Source organism: Sorangium sp. So ce1335 (genome assembly GCF_051521615.1).
In the GTDB taxonomy this organism is placed as follows: Bacteria; Myxococcota_A; Polyangia; order Polyangiales; family Polyangiaceae; genus Sorangium.
Map to the genome: position 1 here is coordinate 9231095 of NZ_CP150363.1, position 21682 is coordinate 9252776.

The 21682-nt window shown below is 71.3% G+C and carries 16 protein-coding genes; 11 read left to right on the plus strand and 5 right to left on the minus strand.

What is annotated here, in order from left to right:
• The first annotated feature begins 95 nt into the window (after positions 1 to 95).
• Positions 96 to 506 carry a response regulator gene (locus WMF24_RS34240; protein WP_437731647.1) on the plus strand — a complete coding sequence of 137 codons (411 nt, stop codon included), beginning with the start codon at positions 96 to 98 and terminating at the stop codon, positions 504 to 506.
• Positions 507 to 584: 78 nt separating this feature from the next.
• Entirely contained in the window at positions 585 to 1097 is a 513-nt protein-coding gene (locus WMF24_RS34245; protein WP_437731648.1) for a nuclear transport factor 2 family protein, read from the plus strand.
• A 51-nt stretch (positions 1098 to 1148) separates the two neighbouring features.
• Here the strand turns inward: WMF24_RS34245 and WMF24_RS34250 are convergent, their stop codons facing one another.
• The 3 genes from WMF24_RS34250 to WMF24_RS34260 form a co-directional block, all read right to left on the minus strand.
• Positions 1149 to 3419, minus strand: coding sequence for an ATP-binding protein (locus WMF24_RS34250; protein ID WP_437731649.1), 2271 nt, complete (start codon positions 3417 to 3419; stop codon positions 1149 to 1151).
• A gap of 1539 nt (positions 3420 to 4958) precedes the next feature.
• Positions 4959 to 6074 carry an aminopeptidase gene (locus WMF24_RS34255; RefSeq protein ID WP_437731650.1) on the minus strand — a complete coding sequence of 372 codons (1116 nt, stop codon included), beginning with the start codon at positions 6072 to 6074 and terminating at the stop codon, positions 4959 to 4961.
• Positions 6075 to 6223: 149 nt separating this feature from the next.
• Positions 6224 to 7594, minus strand: a complete 1371-nt coding sequence (locus tag WMF24_RS34260; protein ID WP_437731651.1) for a class I SAM-dependent methyltransferase — start codon at positions 7592 to 7594, stop codon at positions 6224 to 6226.
• Positions 7595 to 8473: 879 nt separating this feature from the next.
• Here WMF24_RS34260 and WMF24_RS34265 point away from each other — a divergent pair.
• The 8 genes from WMF24_RS34265 (at position 8474) to WMF24_RS34300 (ending at position 18314) form a co-directional block, all read left to right on the plus strand.
• Positions 8474 to 9334 (plus strand): response regulator, encoded by an 861-nt coding sequence (locus tag WMF24_RS34265; protein WP_437731652.1) that lies wholly within the window; start codon positions 8474 to 8476, stop codon positions 9332 to 9334.
• A gap of 149 nt (positions 9335 to 9483) precedes the next feature.
• Positions 9484 to 10179 (plus strand): succinate dehydrogenase cytochrome b subunit, encoded by a 696-nt coding sequence (locus WMF24_RS34270; protein ID WP_437731653.1) that lies wholly within the window; start codon positions 9484 to 9486, stop codon positions 10177 to 10179.
• Between the two features lie 19 nt (positions 10180 to 10198).
• Positions 10199 to 12112: a fumarate reductase/succinate dehydrogenase flavoprotein subunit gene (locus WMF24_RS34275; RefSeq protein ID WP_437731654.1), complete on the plus strand. Its 1914-nt coding sequence runs from the start codon at positions 10199 to 10201 to the stop codon at positions 12110 to 12112.
• On the plus strand, positions 12112 to 12885 hold the full coding sequence (locus tag WMF24_RS34280) for a succinate dehydrogenase/fumarate reductase iron-sulfur subunit (RefSeq protein WP_437731655.1): 774 nt from the start codon (positions 12112 to 12114) through the stop codon (positions 12883 to 12885). Before WMF24_RS34275 ends, WMF24_RS34280 begins: the two co-directional genes overlap by 1 nt.
• Before the next feature lie 1194 nt (positions 12886 to 14079).
• Positions 14080 to 14865 (plus strand): DUF5995 family protein, encoded by a 786-nt coding sequence (locus WMF24_RS34285; protein ID WP_437731656.1) that lies wholly within the window; start codon positions 14080 to 14082, stop codon positions 14863 to 14865.
• A gap of 43 nt (positions 14866 to 14908) precedes the next feature.
• Positions 14909 to 15958: a protein-methionine-sulfoxide reductase catalytic subunit MsrP gene (gene msrP, locus WMF24_RS34290; protein WP_437731657.1), complete on the plus strand. Its 1050-nt coding sequence runs from the start codon at positions 14909 to 14911 to the stop codon at positions 15956 to 15958.
• A 49-nt stretch (positions 15959 to 16007) separates the two neighbouring features.
• Positions 16008 to 16709: a protein-methionine-sulfoxide reductase heme-binding subunit MsrQ gene (locus tag WMF24_RS34295; protein WP_437731658.1), complete on the plus strand. Its 702-nt coding sequence runs from the start codon at positions 16008 to 16010 to the stop codon at positions 16707 to 16709.
• Between the two features lie 99 nt (positions 16710 to 16808).
• Complete coding sequence (locus WMF24_RS34300) at positions 16809 to 18314, plus strand: hypothetical protein (protein ID WP_437731659.1); 1506 nt, start codon at positions 16809 to 16811, stop codon at positions 18312 to 18314.
• Positions 18315 to 18365: 51 nt separating this feature from the next.
• On the opposite strand, the gene WMF24_RS34305 is transcribed toward WMF24_RS34300, so the two are convergent.
• Both WMF24_RS34305 and gor read right to left on the minus strand, forming a co-directional pair.
• Positions 18366 to 18956, minus strand: coding sequence for a DUF420 domain-containing protein (locus WMF24_RS34305; protein WP_437731660.1), 591 nt, complete (start codon positions 18954 to 18956; stop codon positions 18366 to 18368).
• A gap of 62 nt (positions 18957 to 19018) precedes the next feature.
• Positions 19019 to 20443, minus strand: a complete 1425-nt coding sequence (gene gor / locus WMF24_RS34310) for a glutathione-disulfide reductase (RefSeq protein ID WP_437731661.1) — start codon at positions 20441 to 20443, stop codon at positions 19019 to 19021.
• A gap of 89 nt (positions 20444 to 20532) precedes the next feature.
• Between gor and WMF24_RS34315 the strand changes: the two genes are divergently transcribed.
• A complete protein-coding gene (locus tag WMF24_RS34315; RefSeq protein ID WP_437731662.1) occupies positions 20533 to 21579 on the plus strand; it encodes a lysylphosphatidylglycerol synthase domain-containing protein in 1047 nt (348 codons plus the stop codon).
• Positions 21580 to 21682: the final 103 nt, after the last annotated feature.

Consider the following 21682-nt stretch of genomic DNA (forward strand, 5'->3'; position numbering starts at 1 on the left):
CAGGGGCTGCCCGCGCGACGATCCGGGCAGCTCCTCATCCGCGATCGGCGCCGTCCATGTTGCGCCGGGCGCCTGGAGAAGGGAACCTGGACCCCATGGCGCTCCGCAAGGCAGTGATCCTCCTCGTCGAGGACAGCGACACCGATCGCACCATCTACGGGCGCTATCTCAGGGACTGGGCGGACGTCGAGGTCAAGCTGATCGAGGCGCCCACGGGCAAGGCCGCCCTCGAGGAGTGCGCGAAGACCCGGCCCGACTGCATCATCCTCGATTACCGCCTCCCCGACATGGACGGCCTCGAGCTGCTCGAGAAGCTCAAGCGCGTCACCGACGCCCCGGTGATCTTCATCACGGGCCAGCCGGCCCCGATGATGCTGACGCGGGCGCAGTCGCTCGGCATCGCGGGCTATCTCTGGAAAGAGGTGCTCGGCTCCGCGCGGCTCCGCGAGGCGATCCTGAGCGCGCTCAAGGTGTGCGCCCTCGCCGCGATCAGCGTGCGCGCCTGACGGGCGCCGCGCCCCGTTCCCGCGCGCCCGCGCGCCCGTTCCGCGCGCCTGCGCGGCGCCGTCGCCTATACTCCCTGCATGAAGCGCTGGCTCCCGCTCGGGCTCATCGCGGTCGGTGTCGTCCTCGCCGTCGTGGCGCTGCTGTTCTCGCCCTCCGAGGAGGACCGGATCCGCGCCCGCCTCGCGCAGCTCGAGGACGCGGTGCGCATCGACGACGGCGAGCGGAACCCGCTCGTGCGCCACGGCCGTGTTCGCAAGGAGTTCGCGGAGATCTTCGCGAAGGAGGTGAGCGCCCGCATCGTCGAGTTCGACGAGCGGCTCAGCGGCCGCGACGATCTCACGGCGGCCGCGACCCAGGCCGCCGTCATCTACCAGACCGCGGACGTGAGCTTCGGCGGCACGGACATCCAGGTCGACCCCGCCGGCATGACCGCCGAGGTGACCGCCACCGCGACGGTCACCGGCGCACGGCACGGACAGCCGGTCCGGCGCGACGAGCTGCCCGTGGCGCTCCGGATGGAGAAGGTCGAGGGCGACTGGAAGATCGTCTCCGCCACCGTCCACCCGCGGCGCGCGCCCGACGGCCCCTGACGCGCGCCCGACGGCCCCTGGCGCGCGTCCTACGCGCCGGCGCGCCCCGGCTCACGCGTCCGTGAAGGGCGCCTCGGCGAGCGTGAAGTAGAACGTCGTGCCCCCGCCAGGCGGCGACTCCGCCCAGATCTTCCCCTTGTGCCGCTCGATGATCCGCTGGGTGATGGCGAGCCCCGAGCCCGTCCCCTCGCCGTACTGCGCCGCGGTCGAGAGTCGCTCGAACATCGTGAAGAGCCGGTGCCGCTCGTCCGCGGGGATGCCCACCCCGTTGTCCCTGACGTGGAAGAGGGTGGGGTTGGCGGTCTCGTCGAAGCCCACCTCGACCCAGGGCTCCGGGCTCACGTTGTACTTGATGCCGTTCGAGATGAGGTTGGCCAGCACCTCCGCGATCCGGATGCGATCGCAGACCACCCTGGGGAGCCTCCGCGGCGCGCGGATCGCGGCGCCGCGCAGCCGGAGCGTGCCCGAGAGCCGCCGCTCGACGTCGGCGAGCACCTCGTTCAGGTCGACCTCGCCGAAGGCGAAGTCCACGTGGGTGACGCGGGAGTATTCGTAAAGAGAGCTTATCAACTCCATCGTGCGCCCGGCGAGATCGCCGATGCGCTTCAGGTGGTCCTGCGACTCGGACGAGAGCGCCGCCCCGTCGTCCTCCATCACGAAGGTGGAGAACGACCTGATCCCGCGCAGCGGCTCCTTGAGGTCGTGCGCCACGATGTACCCGAACTGCTCCAGCTCGGCGTTGCTCCGCTCGACCGCGGCGCGCGCGCTCCGCTCCCGGACGACCTGCCGCGTGAGATCGAGCTCGATGAGCGCGCGCCGGAGCAGCTCGGCCGCCTCGATCTCGGCGGGCTTCCAGGCGACGGCGGTCTGCTCGACGATCTGCTTCCACAGGGCGAACGAGCGCCGGGGGCCGAGCACCGTGCCCTCGGCCGAGCTCTCGACCGGCCTCTCGGGGTTGCCGCCCCAGCTCACGGTCTGGATCACCTCGGGCCGGAACCAGACAACGTACCAGGGCTCCGGCTCCGGGATCGAGATGCAGAGCACGCCGCTCGCAACGTCCTTGATGTCGGCGAGGGCGGGCTCGACCCTCGCGAGGCTGTCTGTGTGGAACACCGGCCGATCCGCGACGTTGCGCCGGATCCACGCCTTCAGGCGCCTGAGCTCCTCGGGCGCGGGCGAGAGACCGAGCGGGCTCACCGCGTCTCCGTGGAAGAGGGCGACGCCCGACGCGTCCACGAGCTTCAGGAGCGCTCCGTCGCTCTCCGCGAGCCCGGCCATGAGGTCCTCCCGCCGCGAGACCGTCGCGACGACCTCGTCGGCCAGCGCCCTGAGCTCCTGCTTTCGCTCCCTGTCCTCGAGCTTCTCCTTGGCCGCGAGCTGGATCGACAGGAACCTCCCGCAGAGCTCGCAGCCCTGCCGGATCTCGAACGACAGCGGCCTCGCCGCGCGGTGGTGGCAGGCGATGAGCCCCCAGAGGGCGCCCTCGCGGATGAGCGAGACGCTCATCGAGGCGCCGACACCCATGTTCTTGAGGTACTGGATGTGCATCGGCGAGACGCTCCTCAGCACGGAGAAGCTCAGATCGATGGGCGCGTCCGGCGGAGGGACGATGTCCGAAGGCTGATAGTCGACATCAGGGATGATGCGGATCCAGTTCCGGAGGTAGAGCTCCCGCGCCTGCGGCGGGATGTCGGAGGCGGGGTAGCGCAGCCCGAGGTAAGGCTCGATGTCCGCCTCCCTGGCCTCGGCGATGACCTCCCCGTTCCAGTCGCGGTCGAACCTGTAGATCATCACCCGGTCGTAGCCGGTCAGGCGCCTTATCTCCTCGGCCGTCGCCTCGCACGCGTCGAAGAGCCCCTCCGCCGACTGGATCCGCTCGATCGCCGCGTGGATCGCGCGGTACACGCTCGAGAACGACACGTCGCCGGGCGCGGCCACGGGCTCGAGCTCCACGATCAGCCGCTCGCCCGCCCGGTGGACGATCGCGTCGAGCCACGCGGTCGCGCCGCCGTCGCCGCCGTCCCTGCGGCGCACCTTGAGGGGGTTCATCGCGGAGGGGTCCGGTGATCGGAGGACGGACTCGAGATCTGCGCCCTCTGCCGCCGCGAGGTAATCGAGCAGCGGACGCCCGAGGAGCGCCTCCGGCGCGCTCCCCAGCAGGGCCCCGACGTTGAGGCTGACGTGGCGGACGGCGAGGTCGCCGGGGGAGAGGGCGAGCAGCGCGCCGTGCGGCTGGATCCTGCCGGGGATATGGATGGGCTCGGCCGCGCAATTCGTGAGGTCGACGCGCTGCCTGCGCCCACCGCGATGCTCCTGCGTCATCTCTGGCCCTCCGCTGGACCGCCCCCCCCCGACGACGACCCTGGCGGCGAGGAGGGCGCGGCGTACCGCTCGACCCGCTCGTCGTTACTGGAACTCGTCGGCGAGGTCGAGCGGTACGCCGCGGCCCCGCCAGCCCTCGCGGCGCGATCGCTCCCGTGACCGGCCGCGCTCCGCAGCGCGCCGCGGGGCCGCTCCCTCCCGCGCGCGATCCTCGGGGAGAGGAGGACAAAAAAGAAAGGCCGGTCGGGAGAGCCCGCCGGCCTGAGGTCCGCTGCCGGACCCACCGGGGCCACACAGGAGCGCCGGTGGAGGGGGGATCCGCCGGCGGTACCTGAGAAGGCCCGCGGTCACGAGAGAAAAGCCAGAGAAGACAGAAAAGCGATGCGAAGCGTGATCAAGGAAGAAAGCGTCGGGAATCAAGCAAAGAGAGAAGAACGAAGAGAGAAGAATCAAGAACGAAGAGAGGGGAACCAGGGACCAGGAGAAGAACGAAGAAAAGAACGACGAAGCGAGCGAAGAACAGGAACGAAGCGGAAGCGAAGACGAAGCGGAAGACTAAGGCAATCCAAGAAGCCAGTCAAAGCGAAAGAGCAAGCAGAAGCGAAGCTTGAAGCGCAGACCGGAGTCGCAGGAACAAGCTCAAGCAGAAGCCAGGGTCAAGCGGAAGCGAAGCGCAAAATCAGAAGCAGAATCAGAGTCGAGTTCGAGAGCCGAAGAAGCGTCAAGAGAAGCTTGAATCAAGATCGACAAGCTGATCACGATAAGCCAACTCGCTCGGCGCGCATCGCGCCTCAACCATCCTCCTTCATCGCCCCAAGGCGGCTGTCATCAGGTGAACCGAAGTCCTCGCCGGTGCTCGGCGACAAGTCAATCGAGGAGCCCGATAGCAGGCCCCGTGGCATCCGGGTGGCGGCGGGGTAACGATCGCCCGACAGTCGCTGCCGTCGATCACCTCGCTCGACGCCCCCCAGGAACGGGGCCCTGCATTGCGAACCATGTGCCAGGGGGGCCACTCCCGTCGGGTCCCCTTGAAACAGAACGGCGAGCGGGAGCGACATCTGGTGGATACATTGAGCAACCGGCGGGCCAACCGGCAATGCGCCGCGGAGCTGGGCCCCGGCAGCCGGAAATGCGGCGAATTTGGCCGTCAGCGTCCGGTCCACGTACGCTCGAAGTACGCAGCCCGTAAGACATTTCCGCAGGGACTGCTTCGATCCAGGGATGGGTGCAGATCCAGAACGCAAACCTCACCTGGACATGAATGAGTCCACCTTCCGCGGGTCCGGACGCCCGTTGTCGCGCAGTGAGCGTGAAGGATTGCGAAGAGGCGGCACGGTCCGGCTCGGCGCAGCGCGGCGAGCGGAGGCGCAGCGCGCGGCATTTGACGCGCGGCGCGCAGCGCGGCACGCAGCGCGGCGCGCAGCACGGCACGCGGCGCGCAGCGCGGATCGCAGCAGGGCGCGCGGCGGCAGGTAGGCGCGCGGCGCTCGACGTGCCGCGCGCGGCGCAGCGCGGCGCGTGTGTGCGCGGCGCGCCGCGCTACCGGCAGCCGGCCTTGATCAGCGGCTCGACCACCTGGCCGATGTTCTCCTGGGGTGCGGAGAACCGCTGGCCCTCGAGCTTCCTCAGCGCGCCGAGGAACCGCGGCCAGCTCCCGCCGCACGCCGCGAGCAGCGCACCGAGCTCCGGGGTGCCCGAGTTGTAGACGCGGAACTGGACGAGCGAGGCGTTGTTCAGCCGGCGGCGCGTCCCGATGTCGGCCGCGAGCCGGGCGAGCACCGCCTCCTTCTCCGCCCGCTTCTCGGCGTCCGACGCCGGCGACGCGTACAGCCGGCTCAGGTGGAGGTAGGCGTCGTGAAGCGCGCGCGCCCGCGCCTCGCTCCGCTCCTGCCCCCGCATGTACGCCGTCTTCTCCGCGGAGAAGGGGCCCACGCGCTCGTCCAGGTACAGCTTGGCGAGCTCGTCCCCGACGAAGCTCGCGAGGCTCTCGTTCAGCCGCGTCTGGCCCTTCACGTACAGCGTCGCGTGCAGCGACTCGTGAAGCACCACGTTGGCGAGCTCGCCGAGCGCCTCGTCCCCGTCCGAGATCATCGTGGACAGGACCGGATCCTCCAGCCAGCCGAGCGTCGAGTAGGCGCCCGCCGGGCGCACGTCGACGTCCCAGCCTGCCGCCTTGAGCGGCGCCGCGAACTCCCGGGCGTCCTCGAGATCGAACCACCCCAGGTACGGCACCGTCCCGACGATGGGGAATGTCCACGTCTTCGAGCGGAACTGGAGCGGCTCGCACGCGCTCACCACCCAGACGGCCGCCGGGCGATCGAGCTCGACGTACGTCGTGTAGTTGCCGGTCGGGGTGAGCCCGTGGCGCTCCCCGAAGCGCTTGATGTGCGGGACCTCGCGCAGCAGCGCGCGCGTCCGCCACGACCGGCGGGCGTCGAGGGAGGCCTCCTTCAGCGATTCGGTCCGCCACGCCATCGAGACCTGCCCGAGGCTCGCCTGCGCGACGTAGCGCACCTCGGTGCACCCGGAGAGCAGGGCGCTCAGCGCGAGGAGGACGGAGGCGGCCCCGCCCGCGCGCGCCCGGAGGCGCCGGCGCGGCGCGGACCACGAGCGCGCCGCGGCGCGGCGCGCGGTGGCCGGTAGCCTTTCGCTCATGATCTAGCTGATAGCTGGCGGCGCGGGCTTCACAAGATCTTCCGCGCGCGAGCGGCGCGGGCTCCCCGCTCCCCGCGATCTTCCGCGCGAACGGCGCGCGTTTTCCCCATCTGCCGCGCCCGACGGCGCGCGGGACGGCGCCCGGCCGATCAGGACGGCGCGGCCGCCCCCCACAGGCTGAACTGCGCGGCGGGGACGATCGGCGCGCGCTCCCGCGGAGAGGCCTCGTCCGCGGCGTGCAGGGCCTCGCGCGCGAGCGGGTAGTCGCGCGGCGCGCCGTTCGACAGCACCATCTGGATGAAGCTCAGGTGCCCCGTGCGGAACGCCGCGGCGGCGCAGGCGAGGTAGAACTCCCACTTCCTCATGAACGCGCGGTCGAAGCCCGTGACGCGCGCGATCTTGTCGCGGTTCTCCAGGAAGTTCTTGCGCCAGCAGCGCGCCGTGAGCGCGGAGTGGCGCCGCAGGTTCTCCGCGTCGAGCACGTCGAGGTCGCGCGCCGCGGCGCGCGCCGCCATCCCCCGGAGCGACGGCGGCCAGTAGCCGGGGAAGATGTGCTTTTGCAGGAACGGGTCGGCCCACGCCGACTCCTGCTCGCGGATGACGCTCTCGAGGAGGCAGACGCCCCCCTCGGCGAGCAGCGCCTTCACGCGGTCGTAGAACACCTCGATCCGGCGCTCGCCGGCGTGGCACATCGCGCCGAGGGAGACGAGCCGGTCCCACCGGGGCTCGGCCTCGAGTTCCTCGTGGCTCATGACGCGGACCTCGACCGGGAGCCGCCGCGCGGCCGCCTGCTCGCGGATGTACCTCGCCTGGTTCTCGCAGAGGGTGATGCCGAGGCACTGCACGCCGTACACCTCGGCGGCGTGGAACATGAAGTGCCCCCACCCGCACCCGAGGTCGAGCAGCCGCTGCCCGCGCCGCAGCGCGAGCTTCCGCGCGACGAGGGCGATCTTGTGGGCCTGCGCGTCGTCGAGCGCCTCGCCCGGCGACCGGAAGTAGCCGCACGACGTCTGGAGCCGTCGGTCGAGGTAGAGCGCGTAGAAGTCGTTGCCGAGCCCGTAATGGCGCTCGACCGCGCGCTGCTCGCGCCGCGCCGCGCCGGAGAGCCGCCCGAGCCCGAGCGCGTCGAGCAGGCCCGCCGCGCCGCGCTCGAGGGACGCCGACGGCGCGAGGCGCGGCAGCAGCGCCCCGACAGCGCGCGCCGTCCGCACGGGCCCGGCCGACCGCGCGAGATCGAACAGGGCGGCGAGCGCGTCCTCGAGATCTCCCTCGATCGTCACCTCGCGGCGGATGTACGCCTCGCCGAGGCCCAGCGTGCCCCGGAGCAGCGTCTCGCAGAGCGCCCGCCGCGTCCTGAACGTCACGGAGAGCGCGGGCGTGCCCGCGCCGAAGCGCAGGCGCTCGCCGCCCCACAGGCGCAGCTCGAGCGGAGTCCCCTCATGGCGATCGAGCAGGCGCGAAGCCGCTTCCTTGAAACGACCGGAGAACAGCGGAATCTCGCCCCTTCTGACGATGAACATCGGACCCCCTCCGCGACCCCCCGGTCGCCCGACGAGCTGAACCGAGCTGCGCTTTCCCGTCAAGCCACATGTCAGCCATTCAACGTCGCGACACCGATCCTTGAAACGCCCACAACGGCCGGCGAACCACCAGCGCAAACCGTGTCGTCCATGACAGGATGAACGTAATCGACGATTCGCTGCCCGCCTCCGAGGCACCTTCGGGAAGATCCTGAGTTTTCAAGGCAACTTCGGGAGAGTCCCGATAACGCTTTCGTGTCAGCGAGGTTTCATGTTCCAGACGAGGTGGGGAGTCCGGAGGAGGGAAGTCGGGAAAGTCATTCGAGTTTGTTTCCTCCTTCCTGTCTGCCTCCCGTCTCCATCGCCTGTCCGCGCCGGGACGAGCGCGGCGAGACGCGCGCGGCGCCCGCGGCGAGACGCGCGCGGCGCCCGCGGCGAGACGCGCGCGGCGCCCGCGGCGAGACGCGCGCGGCGCCCGCGGCGAGACGCGCGCAGCGCCCGTGGCGAGACGCGCAGCGCCCGCGGCCGAGATCGGCGCCCACGCGCGCACCCCCGCTGTGCGCCTCGCCTGCGAGGCGCGCGCACGGTCCGCTCGCGGCCCGCCAGCATCGGTACACGGGAGCACATTCGCGCCGAGCGCGCGACGCCGCGCCCTGTCGAGGAGGGCGCCGGCGACGCCGCTTCGGCTTCCGTTTCGCTGGAATACCGGCTCTATTGGACCGTAGGCGGACTCTCGACGGCCGGTAGAGAACGGAGAGACCCCCGCCGGATGGAGAGCGGCAGCGGCCACGCCGAGGCGTGGCCATCGAGCGATCTCGGCGGCGCCGGACGGCGAGGCGGCGCGGCCACCCCTTGTGGACACCAGAGGAGGAGGCATCAGTGAGCCAGGCCCGACCCCATGTGCTCGTGGTAGACGCCGAGGAGAGGGTCCTCGACCGCATCGCGGTCGAGCTCCGCGAGGGCGGCTTCGACGTCACCTGCGCGGCGAGCGGTCTCGCCGCGATCGAGCTCGTCAAGGCGCGCCGGTTCGACCTCGCGGTCGCCGACGTGAGGGCGCCCGGCATGGAGGGCGCCGAGACGATCGCCGCGCTCAAGGCGATCAGCCCGGACCTCGAGATCATCGTCGGCGCCCCGCGCACCAGCGCGCAGGCCGCCGTCGAGTGCATCGAGCGCGGCGCCTACGACATCCTCGAGAAGCCATACGACATCGAGATCATGAAGAAGCTGCTCGGGGCGGCGATGCTGCGCACCCACCTCGACGCGGTGGCCGCCGTCCACCAGGCGAGCGCCGCCCTCGCCGCGTCCATCGCGCGCGACGATTTCCCGGAGCGCGCCGTGGACCTCGCGGCCAAGGTGGTCTACACGACGGGTGCGGCGCTCTCGCTCGCGCTCGACCAGGGGGCCGCGCTCTACCAGGCGGCCTCCGGGCCGGAGGTGCCGGCGGCGTTCATCGCGCGGCTCGCCGGCCAGCTCGAGGGCGCGCTCGCCCCCGTCCGCCTGTCCGCGGACGACACCCCCGAGCTGCTCTGCACCGCGGAGGGCGATCGGTTCGGCGCCGCCATCGTGGCGCCGCTCCGGCTGGGCGAGCGCTCGTTTGGCGGCCTCGTTGTGCTCCGCGACGAGCGCCTGCCGGCGTTCACCAGCCAGGAAGAGCAGGCCATCGGCATCTTCGCGATCGAGCTCGCGCTCGCGTTTTACGGTCACAAGGTACGGCGCGCGCGCGGCGAGCGCGCCGCCTGACGCGCCCCCGTCGCCGGGGCCCCCGGGCGGCGCGCTCCCCCGGCGGCGCGCGGGCCGAGATCAGCGGCCGACGCCCGCAAAATCTTCGGTGATCGAGCGCGAGATTCCCTCTGGCGAACGCGTTCGCACCCCACTAAAGGAGGGGAGCGATGAGCCCCACTGCTGCCCCATCGACTCTCCCCTCCAGGGCCCAGCGCGTCGCGCTCTTCTACCGGGATCTCGTCGGCAAGAAGTTCGCGATGGCGCTGAGCGGCGTCGTCTTCTTCGGCTTCGTGATCGGCCACATGGCCGGCAACCTCCAGGTGTACCTGGGCCGGGAAAAGTTCAATGACTATGCCGCCTTCCTCCACGGGACGCCCTCGCTTCTGTGGGGGACGCGGATCGTCCTCCTCGCCTCTCTCATCGTCCACGTGTACACCGGCGTATCGCTCGCGCTGCACAGCCGCGCGGCGAGGCCGGTGCGCTACCAGGTGAAGGGGCAGCGGCACCCGAACCTCGCCGCGCGCACGATGCTGCTGAGCGGCGGCGTCCTCGCCGCCTTCATCCTCTATCACCTGCTCCACCTGACGACGGGCACCGTCCACCCCGACTTCGTGCCGCTCGACGCCTACGACAACGTCGTGAAGGGCTTCAGCTCCGCGCCGGTGGCGATTGCCTACGTCGTGGCGATGGGCCTGCTCGGGCTGCACCTCTACCACGGCGCGTGGAGCATGTTCCAGTCGATGGGCCTCACCCACCCGCGCTACACGCCGGCGCTCCGGAAGTTCGCGGCCGCGTCGTCGATCCTGCTCGTCGTCGGCTTCTCGTCCATCCCGCTGGCCGTCCTGTTCGGCCTGGTCCGCTGAGCCCGGAGCGTCCCCCACCATGCAGCTCAACGCGAAGATCCCCGAAGGTCCCATCGAGAAGAAGTGGGACCAGCACCGCTTCAACCTGAAGCTCGTCAACCCGGCGAACAAGCGGAAGTACACGATCCTCGTCGTCGGCACCGGCCTCGCCGGGGGCGCGGCGAGCGCGACCCTGGCCGAGCTCGGCTACAACGTGAAGAGCTTCTGCTTCCAGGACTCTCCGCGCCGCGCCCACAGCATCGCCGCGCAGGGCGGCATCAACGCCGCGAAGAACTACCAGAACGACGGCGACAGCATCTACCGCCTCTTCTACGACACGGTGAAGGGCGGCGACTACCGCGCGCGCGAGGCCAACGTGTACCGGCTCGCGCAGATCAGCGTGAACATCATCGACCAGTGCGCCGCGCAGGGCGTGCCGTTCGCGCGCGAGTACGGCGGCGTGCTCGCGAACCGCTCCTTCGGCGGAGCGCAGGTGTCGCGGACCTTCTACGCGCGCGGGCAGACGGGGCAGCAGCTCCTCCTCGGCGCCTACCAGGCGCTCGAGCGGCAGATCGGCCTCGGCAAGGTGAAGATGTACCCGCGCACCGAGATGCTCGACCTCATCGTCGTCGACGGCAAGGCGCGCGGCCTCATCACCCGCAACCTGATCACGGGGGCGCTCGAGACGCACCTCGGCGACGCGGTCGTCCTCGCCTCCGGCGGCTACGGCAACGTCTTCTTCCTCTCGACGAACGCGAAGGGGTCGAACGCCACGGCCATCTGGCGGGCGCACAAGCGGGGCGCGCTCTTCGGCAACCCCTGCTTCACGCAGATCCACCCGACGTGCATCCCGGTCTCGGGCGACTACCAGTCGAAGCTGACGCTCATGAGCGAGTCGCTCCGGAACGACGGCCGCATCTGGGTGCCCGTCAACGCCGGCGACGCCCGCGCGCCGGAGAACATCCCCGAGGGCGAGCGGGACTATTACCTCGAGCGCCGCTACCCGAGCTTCGGCAACCTCGTGCCGCGCGACGTCGCGTCGCGCGCGGCGAAGGCGGTGTGCGACGAGGGCCGCGGCGTCGGGCCGACGCGGCTCGGCGTGTACCTCGACTTCTCGGACGCCATCCGGCGCCTCGGCAAGCCGGCCATCGCCGAGCGCTACGGCAACCTCTTCGACATGTACGAGCGCATCACCGGCGACGACCCGTACAGCGTCCCGATGCGCATCTACCCGGCCATCCACTACACGATGGGCGGGCTCTGGGTCGACTACAACCTGATGAGCACGATCCCCGGCATGTTCGTGCTCGGCGAGGCGAACTTCTCCGATCACGGCGCGAACCGCCTCGGCGCGAGCGCGCTGATGCAGGGCCTGGCCGACGGCTACTTCATCATCCCGTACACGATCGGCGACTACCTCGCGTCGACGAAGCTCGAGCGGGTCGACGACCTCCACCCGGCGGTGCGCGACGCCGAGCGCGACGCCGGCGCGCGGCTGAACAAGCTGCTCGCCACCAGCGGCTCGCGCACGGTCGACTCGTTCCACCGCGAGCTCGGCAAGATCATGTGGGAAGAGTGCGGGATGGCGCGCAACGCGACCGGGCTGAAGGGCGCGCTCGCGCGGATCCCGGAGCTGCGGGAGCAGTTCCACCGCGACGTGCGCGTCTCGGGCACGGGCACCGGCCTGAACCAGGAGCTCGAGAAGGCCGCGCGCGTCGCCGACTTCTTCGAGCTGGCGGAGCTCATGTGCCGCGACGCGCTCCACCGCGAGGAGTCGTGCGGCGGCCACTTCCGCGAGGAGCACCAGACGCCCGAGGGCGAGGCGAAGCGCGACGACCAGAGCTTCACCTATGTCGCCGCCTGGGGGTGGCGGGGCGAAGGCCAGGCCCAGGAGCTCTTCAAGGAGCCGCTCCAGTTCAACGAGGTTCACCCCACGCAGCGGAGTTACAAATAATGCGCCTCACCCTCCATGTCTGGCGGCAGAAGGGCAAGTACGAAGCGGGCCGGTTCGTCACGTACGAGGTGCCCGACGTCAGCGAGCACATGTCCTTCCTCGAGATGCTCGATGTGCTCAATCAGCGGCTCATCCTCAAGGGCGAGGAGCCGATCGCGTTCGATCACGACTGCCGCGAGGGCATCTGCGGCATGTGCGGCTTCATGATCAACGGCCAGGCGCACGGCCCCCTACGCGGGACGACCGTGTGTCAACTGCACATGCGTCACTACAAGGACGGCGATGTGCTGTGGCTCGAGCCGTGGCGGGCCCAGGCCTTTCCCATCGTGAGCGACCTCGCCGTCGACCGCAGCGCGTTCGATCGGATCGTGGCGGCGGGCGGCTACATCTCGGTGCCGACGGGCAGCGCGCCGGACGCCAACGCGGTCCCGGTGCCGAAGCCGGTCGCCGAGCGCTCCATGGACGCGGCGGCGTGCATCGGGTGCGGCGCCTGCGTCGCCTCCTGTCCCAACGCGTCGGCGTCGCTCTTCACCGCGGCGAAGCTCACGCACCTCAACCTCCTGCCGCAGGGGCAGCCCGAGCGCGATCAGCGGAGCCTCAACATGGTGGGGCAGATGCGCGTCGAGAGCTTCGGCCACTGCACGAACATCGGCGAGTGCGAGGCGGTCTGCCCGAAGGAGATCCCGCTCGACGTGATCGCGCAGATGAACCGCGACTACCTGCGCGCGACGCTGCGCCACCGCGAGGTGCAGGCCAAGGGCGGCACCGGCTGACGCCCGCGGCGCCGCGCCGCTGGCCTCCCCCCGGGGCCGGCGCAGCGCGCGCTCTCCCCCTCCCCCTCGTCAATCCCTCCCCTCGACCAGTTCTTCCCCCACACGTCGGCCCGTCCGCGCACGTCGCGAACGGCGCCGCGCCGTCGCGGGCGGCCCGTTACGCCGGCGCCCCACGCCCGGGCCGCGCCGCCGAGCCCGCTGGCGATGGACGAGCTCTTGCTCTCCCCTACCCAGGCGAGCCCGTCGGTGCTGCTTCCGGCGTCAGGCGGGCCCTCCCCTGCCGAAGGCCGAGGATGCGCCGCCTAGGCGGCGGGGCGCCCTCGAGGTGGCGCCGCGCCATGACAGGCGAACCCCGGCGCCGCCGCCGCATCGGCGGCCAACACGGCCGACCACGACGGTCGCAGCAACGCCGACCTCATCCGCCAGCACCCCACGAATTTTACACTCGCACGGGAGTTTCGAGGTGTCCTGTGGAAAACAGATCGGGTGTTTCCTGAGCAGCGCCTCAGGGACTTCCCAAACGCGTGTCGCGCGTGTCGACCGGACCGTACAGCCAACATCGGATAATCACTCGGCATGTTTCAAGAACATCTCGCCGCGATTCGAGCTCACAGGGTGTCGCCTCTCGAGATGTGACGAACCCTCGACGCTCCAGTAGCAGCGCAACCCGGAAGATGACGTGGGGCTCTCCCGCGCGACAAAGAAACGTGTCAGGGTCAACAGCAGCTTGTTCGAGCTCGCTAGTTCGAATAGCCTCGGAAGCTGTCCCGAACGGGAACATGCGTCATAAGACAATTGTGGTCACCCCACACCATGTCGTAGAGTAGATACAGCTCAGAGCGCCGCGGCGAGGGGGGGCTCCCGCCGCGAGCGCGCCTGGATCGCATCGGATCATCGCTCTTCTGCGCGGAGCCGGATCAAGAGGGGGCCGGCAGTAGGAGAAGCACAGGCACCACACGCGGCGATCTTTCTCTCGGCGGGTCGGCAGATCCGCTTCGACATGGCGACGACGCACACCGGGACCGCGGACCAGGCCGGGCCGGTCAAGCCGCCGGACGGCGCCCCCGCTGTACAGCGCGCGCCGCGCGCGCGGCGGTCCGAGCGCCGCGCCGGCGCGACGAGGCGGTTGGATGCGGGAGTTCGAACAACAGATCAGGTTTATTCGACGAGCGAAGACGTAGGAGGGGGGACTTCATGAGCAGCAGCATCGACGGCCTTAACCTGTCTCCGAAGAGCGTCCACGATGCCGCCGTTGTGCTCGACACCGTGACGGACCGGCTCATCGCCGCAGGCGACCGGCGCGCCGCGTTCACGGACGTATACGGGATCGTCACGCGCGCTGTCGCGGCGCAGGTCGAGCGGCGCGACGGCATGTTCCTCGAGCCGGCGTGGATCTCGCGCCTCGCGGGCCGCTTCTGCGAGCGGTACCTCGAGACGCTCCGCTGGAACGAGCGGGGCGCGGCGCAGGACTGCGGGGCGTGGCACATCGCGTACGCGAGCACGTCATCCCGGCTCGCGCCGCCGGTGCAGAGCGCGCTGCTCGGCTTCAGCGCCCACATCAACTACGATCTCGTCTTCGGGATCCACGCGACGATCGTCGAGTTCGGGCATGCGCACAATCCGAGGATGCTTGCGCGGCTCAAGCACGATCACGACGAGGTGAATACGCTGCTCCGCAGCTCGGTGGCCGAGGCGCTCGCGCGCCTCGCCGCCCGGCACGGCTGCGTCCTCAGCGCGTTCTTCCGTGACACCGCCCCGGACCTCGCGGCCTGGGTGGCCATGGAGATGCTCTCGCGCTGGCGCGAGCGCGTCTGGGCCGACGTCCTGTCCCTGCTCGCCGCGCGCAGCGCGGCCGAGCGGGCGGCGATCGCCCGCGGCGTCGAGCAGCGCTCGGCGCGCATCGCGCAGATGCTCGCGCTGCCCGCGGTGCTCCACCACACGCCCGGCACGGCCCTGCGCCTCCTGTCGACGGCCGTGTGACGCCGGAGGCGGCCGGAGACCGCCCCGATCGTAGAATGGGGGCATGAGCAAGCTGCCCAAGGAGCCGCCCTCCTCCGAGATCACCCCTCCAGCGCTCTACACCCTGCGCCGGCGCGAGCTGCTGAAGAGCGCGGCGCTCTTCGCCGGCACCGCGTCGGCCGTGGGCGGCGGGCTCGTCTGGCTCACGGGCGGCGCGGCGGGCGTGGCCGACACCGCCGGTCGCGCAGCCCGCGCGCCCGGCGGGGCCGCCGCGCCGCCCGCCGGCGCGCCCCCGCTGCCGGAGGCCGCGCCGCCGCCGGCGCCCTCGGCGACGAACGGCAGGGACCCGTTCGTCACCGACGAAGCGCGCACCGCTTACGAGGACATCGTGTCGTACAACAATTTCTACGAGCTCGGCCTCAGCAAGTCCGAGCCGGCCGAGAACGCCGACCGGCTCAGGCTCCGCCCGTGGGCCGTCGCGTGCGAGGGGGAGATCAAGAAGCCCGAGGTCATCGATCTCGACACCCTCCTCCGGTGGTTTTCCCTGGAGGAGCGCGTCTATCGCATGCGCTGCGTCGAGGCGTGGTCGATGGTGATCCCGTGGCTCGGGTTCCCGCTCGCCGCGCTGCTCAGGCGCCTCGAGCCGACCTCCCGCGCGCGGTACGTCCAGTTCACCACGCTCCACGACCCGGCGCAGCTCCCCGGCCAGCGCCGCGACGTCCTCGACTGGCCCTATGTCGAGGGGCTGCGGATCGACGAGGCGATGCACCCGCTCACGATGCTGGCCGTCGGGATCTACGGCAAGCCGCTGCTCGGACAGAACGGCGCGCCCATTCGCCTGGTGGTGCCCTGGAAATACGGCTTCAAGGGGTGCAAATCGATCGTGAGCATCAAGCTCACCGAGCGGCAGCCGAAGACGGCCTGGAGCCAGGCCGCGCCGGACGAGTACGGGTTCTATGCGAACGTGAACCCCGCGGTGGCTCACCCGCGCTGGAGCCAGGCGACCGAGCGGAGGATCGGTGAGCTGAGGCGCCGCCCCACGCTGCCGTTCAACGGCTATGCGGAGGAGGTCGCCGGCCTTTACAGCGGCATGGACCTGCGGGAGAACTTCTGAAGATGAGCTCGCCAGAGCGGCCGGAGACCCCGTGAGCCCGGTGAGCCCGATGAACGAGGCGAGTCCGACGAAGCCGTCCGGAGGGCCGGAACATCCAGCGGCGGCGGGGGCGACGCGGGTGCCGTCGCCGCCGCGCGCCGGCGCGCCGGTGGTCCGGAAGCAAGCGTGGCTCCCGCCCGCGATCGTCACGGGCGGGCTGATCCCGCTCGCCGTGCTCGTCCTGCGCGCCGCCACGGGCGCGCTCGGCCCCAACGCGATCGCCGAGGCGCTGAACCAGCTCGGCCTCCTCGCGCTCGTGCTGCTCGTCGCCTCGCTGGCGGCGACGCCGCTCAAGCTCGTCTCGGGATGGACGTTCCCGCTCCGCATCCGCAAGGCGCTCGGGCTGCTCGCCTTCTTCTACGCGTGCGCCCACTTCCTCACGTACGCGGTCCTCGACCAGGGGCTCGACGTCCCCGCGATCGTCGAGGACATCACGGAGCGGCCCTTCATCCTCGCCGGCTTCGTCGCGCTCCTCCTGCTGGTCCCGCTCGCGGCGACGTCGACCGCGCGCATGCTGAAGCGCCTCGGCGCCGCGCGCTGGAAGCGCCTGCACCGCCTCGCGTACGTCGCCGCCGTCCTCGGGGTCGTTCACTTCTTCCTCCGCGTGAAGAAGGACGCGACGGAGCCGATGATCTACGCGGCGCTGCTCGCGCTGCTCTTCGCCGTGCGCGTCGCCAGCGCCGTCCTGCACAGACGCACGCCGTCGCGCTGAGCCCTGCGCCCCGCCGTCGCCGCGGCGACGAACCCGCCGCCCGGCGCCGCGCGTTCGGATACGATCGCGCGCTGACCTTGGACGCGTGAGGACCGCAGCATGAAGCTCTTCACCATCGGGGACAGCATCTCTCAAGGCGTCATGTCGCTCGGCGCGGCGCGCACCCACCTCGCCTACGCGACGTGGATCGCGCGCGCGCTCGGCGTCGACGTCGGCGACGCGCTCTCGAGCCCGGCGTACCGCGTGCCCGACTACCCGGCCCACGGGCTCCTCCTCGATCTCGAGGTCGTGCTCCGCCGCCTCTACCTCGCCTTCGGGTCGAGGATCGACGGGCTGGAGTGGACCGCGCTCCTCACCGAGGTGAACCGGGTGCTCGACGCGTCCGAGGAGTACTACGAGCGGGGCGAGGGGGCCGGCCCGTACCGCGGGGGGAGCGTCCCCTGGTTCCACAACGTCTCGGTGTACGGCTTCGACGTGGCCGACGCGTGGCTCGTGACGCCGGCGCTCTGCAAGCAGCGGATCGCCGCGGCGCCCGGCGCCGGCGACGGCTTCCTCCATGTCCCGAACGCGTCGTTCTACAGGACCGCGCTCCGCGTCCTCAACCCGTCGCTGGACGAGCGCCTCGACCGGTTCAGCCAGCTCGACTGGCTCGCGCACCACGCGCGCGGCGAGGGTGTCGAGAGCCTCCTCCTCTGGCTCGGCCCGAACAACGCGGTCGGCGCGGCGATCCTCCTCAGCGTCGCGGCGACCGAGGACAGGCCCGACCGGCGTCCCGTCTCGCTCGGCTTCGACGAGCGCACCCGCGCGCAGTGGAACCTCTGGATGCCCGACGACTTCGTCGCCGAGTACGGCGAGCTGCTCGACCGCGTCGACACGACCATGCGGCGCAACGAGCACCCGGGCTGGCGCGTGTTCGTGGCCAACGTGCCCCACGTGACGATCGCGCCCCTCGCCGCCGGCGTCGGCGATCCGCTCCCTGGCTCGCCGCGCTACTTCCCCTACTACACGTACCCGCCGCTCGCGCAGGGCACCCGCCTCGTCGAGGCCGGCGCGCCGCACCTCACCGAGAGGGACGCGCGGCTCATCGACGCGACGGTGGACGCCTGCAACGCGCAGATCGCGGCGCTGCTCGAGGAGAAGAACGCCCGCCACCGCGCCCGGCGGTATCACCTCGTCGACATCTCCGGCAGCCTGGACAGGCTCGCGTACCGGCGCAGCGGCGGCGAGCCGACGTACGCGTTCCCGGCCTATTTCAAGGACGGCGTCGCGCCGCCGATGGACACCCGCTACTACCACGTCGACCGCGCCGGGCGCCGCGTGGCCGGCGGCATCGTCAGCCTCGACGGCGTCCACCCGAGCGTCATCGGCCAGGGCCTCATCGCCCACGAGTTCCTCGCGGTCATGAAGGCGGCCGGCGTGGAGGGCGCCGACCCCGATCGCCTGCCGTGGCCCCGGATCGTGGCGAGCGACACGCTCTACCAGCACCCGATCCCGCTGATGGAGGAGGTCTACGAGCACGAGGAGCTCGCGGCCGCGGCGCTGGCCGCCCACCGCTATCTCCTCGGCGGGCTCCAGGGGCGGCGCGGGAGCATCAAGGACTTCTGAGGGAGGGGACAGCGAGAGCGACGACGGCGGGCGGCGGCGCGGGGCGCGCGCTCACGGCACCGCTGGCGGGCTGCCGCGCAGCATGAAGTAGATGAGCACGCCGGTCACGGACACGTAGAGCCAGAGGGGCAGCGTCACCCGGGCGACCCGTGCGTGCTTCGCGAAGTTCGCCTTGTAGGCGAAGTAGAACGACGTCAGCGCGAGCGGCACGATCCCCGCCGAGAGCACGATGTGCGAGATGAGGACGGCGAAGTAGACGGCGCGGAGCGGCCCGGTGCCCTGGTACTTCGTGTCGCCGTGCACGAAGTGGTAGGCGAGGTAGCCGACGAGGAACAGCGACGACGCGACGAACGCCGACACCATCAGGTACTTGTGAACGACCATCGCGCGGCGCTTGATCGCGATCCAGCCCGCGACGAGCAGCGTGGCGGCCGTCGCGTTCAGGGCGGCGTTCAGCGGGGGCATGAAGCGGAGGTCGGCGCCGCCCGCGCCCCGCCGGATGATCAGGATGTAGGCGAGGAACGCCAGCGCGGCCGCGGAGAGCACGGCGTTGAAGACGTAGAACGACCGGTCGCTCGTGCGGGTGAGCAGGCCGACGGGCTTCAAGGGGCTCGAGGCGTGGGTCGACATCGCGCGGTCCATACCAGAGGAGCGCGCTCGGCGCGAACGCTGGCGGGCGAGCGGGCGCTGCCGCCGCGCGGGGGCTACGCGGAGCTCGGCGCGATGCCCATGGGCGGGCTTCGGTCCGCGTTCCGCAGCGGCTCGCGCATCGTGACGAACTCCTCGGCCGCGGTCGGGTGGATGCCGATCGTGGCGTCGAACTGCGCCTTGGTCGCGCCGCACTTCAGCGCGACGGCGAACCCCTGGATGATCTCGCCCGCGTCCGGCCCGACCATGTGGACGCCGAGCACGCGGTCGGTCGCCCGGTCGACGACGAGCTTCATCATCGTCTTCTCCTCGCGCCCGGAGAGGGTGTGCTTCAGCGCGCGGAAGATCGAGAGGTAGACGGCGACGTCGTGCTGCTCGCGCGCCTGCGACTCCGAGAGGCCGACCGTGCCCACGTTCGGCTGGCTGAAGACGGCGGTCGGGATGCCGGCGTAGTCCACGCGCGCCGTCTCGCCGCGGAAGAGCCGCTTCGCGAGCGCCATCGCCTCGGCGATGGCGACGGGCGTGAGCTGCACGCGCGCGATCACGTCGCCGATCGCGTAGATCGACGGGATCGAGCTCTGGAACGCGTCGTCCACGACGACGGCGCCGTCCTCGTCGAGCACCACCCCGACCTCCTCGAGGCCGAGCCCCCTCGTCTTCGGCAGGCGCCCCGTCGCGTACAGCACGCAGTCGGCCTCGAGGTCGGTGCCGTCGGCGAGCGTCGCGCACAGCCCGTCGCCGCGCCGCGCGATGCTCTCCACGCTGGCGCCGAGGCGGAGGTCGAGGCCCTTCTTCTGGATCTCGGCGGCGAGGAACGCGCGGATGTCGTCGTCGAAGCCGCGCAGGAGGTGCACGCCGCGGTGGACGAGCGACACCTTGGCCCCGAGCCCGTGGAAGATGCCGGCGAGCTCGACCGCGATGTAGCCGCCGCCCACGATGACCGCGCGCCGCGGCATGGTCTTGAAGTGGAACGCGTCGTCCGAGGTGATGGCGAGCTCGCGCCCCGGGACGTCGGGGATCCACGGGGTGCTGCCGGTCGCGACGAGGATCCGCTCGGCGGTGACGGCGGCGCCGTCGATCTCGACGGTGTGCGGGTCGACGACCCTGGCCTGCCCCCAGCGGATGTCGGCGCCCGAGTTCTTCAGCAGCCGCTCGTAGACGCCGTTCAGGCGCTCGATCTCCTTGTTCTTGTTGCGGAGGAACGTGGACCAGTCGAACGACGGGCCGCCCTGTCCGTCCCCCCCTGCGCCGTGGCCGGGCACGGTCCAGCCGTAGCCGGCGGCGTCCTCGAAGTCCTCGGCGTAGTGCGAGGCGTAGACGAGGAGCTTCTTCGGGATGCACCCCAGGTTGACGCAGGTGCCGCCGAGGTGGCGCGACTCCGCGACGGCGACCTTCGCGCCGTAGGAAGCGGACATGCGGGCTGCGCGCACGCCGCCGGAGCCGGCGCCGATGACGAACAGATCGTAGTCGTACTTGGACATGGTCGCGACTATGCCCCATGCGGGGCGCGGTCGCCGGGCGGCGCGCGACGAACCGGCCCTACCGGCGCGATTCTGCTACGGTCGCGCCGTTGCGCTCCTCGACCCACACCGGCCCCTTCGCCGCCGCGGCGCCGCCGCAGGGCGGCGATCTGCCCGAGCGCCCCGCGCCGCGCCTCCGGGAGCGCGCGCGCCGCGCCCTGCCGTTCGCGCTGGCGATCGGGCTCGTCGCCTTCGTCCTCGACCGCCTCGACCTCGGCGCCTTCCGCGCCGCCCTCGCGCGCGTCGACGCCCCGCTCTTCGGCGCGCTCGCCGCCCTCTTCATCGTCGCGCTCCTCGCCGCCGACACGCTCGCGACCGTCCTCGTCTACCGCCGCCTGATCGCCCCCGTCGCCTTCCGCGATTTCTTCGTCCTCCGCGGCGCCTCCTACCTCCCGTCGCTGCTCAACCACCACGTCGGCCAGGCGTTCATCACCGTCTTCCTCGCGCGCGCGCACGGCGTGCCGCTCGCGCGCGTCGCCGGCGCGACGCTCGTCGTCTACGCCTCGTGGCTCGGCTGCCTGCTGCTCCTCGGCGCGATCGCCGTGCCGGCGAACGGCGGGCCGCTCGCCGGCTCCGCCCTGCTCCTCGGGGCCGGCGTCCTCTACCTCGCGGTCCTCGCGCTGCGCCCTGCCCGCCTCGCCCGCACGAAGCTCCTCGCCCCGCTCTTCGAGGCCGGGGTGCGCGGCCACCTCGTCGCCCTCGCCGCGCGCCTGCCGCACCTCGTCGTCCTTTTCCTCGGCACCTGGCTGCCCTTCTGGTTCTTCGGCGTGCGCATCCCCCTCGGGGCTGCCCTGACGTACATCCCGATCCTCATGGTGGCGGTGACGCTGCCCCTCACCCCGCAGGGCTTCGGCACGCGCGACGTGCTCGCCGCCGCGATGTTCGAGGGCTTCGCGGCCGGCGTCACGCGCGAGGAGCGCCTTGCCGCCATCGCCGCCACGACGACCACCTGGGCGGTGGCGCTCACCCTCGTGGAGGCCGCGCTCGGCCTGGCCCTGCTCCGGGGCGTTTTGCCCCATATGGAGGCGAAGAACCCCACCGCCGCTGCCCCCGCGGGCGCCGCCCCCACCACGGGCGAGCGACGAGAGCCGGCCTGAAGCAGCGCCGCGTGGCCCGCGCCACGTCCTGTCACGGTATTTGCTTTCACCTGGAGCGTGGGAGCCTGGAGCGTGGGAGCGTGGGAGCGTGGGAGTGTGGGAG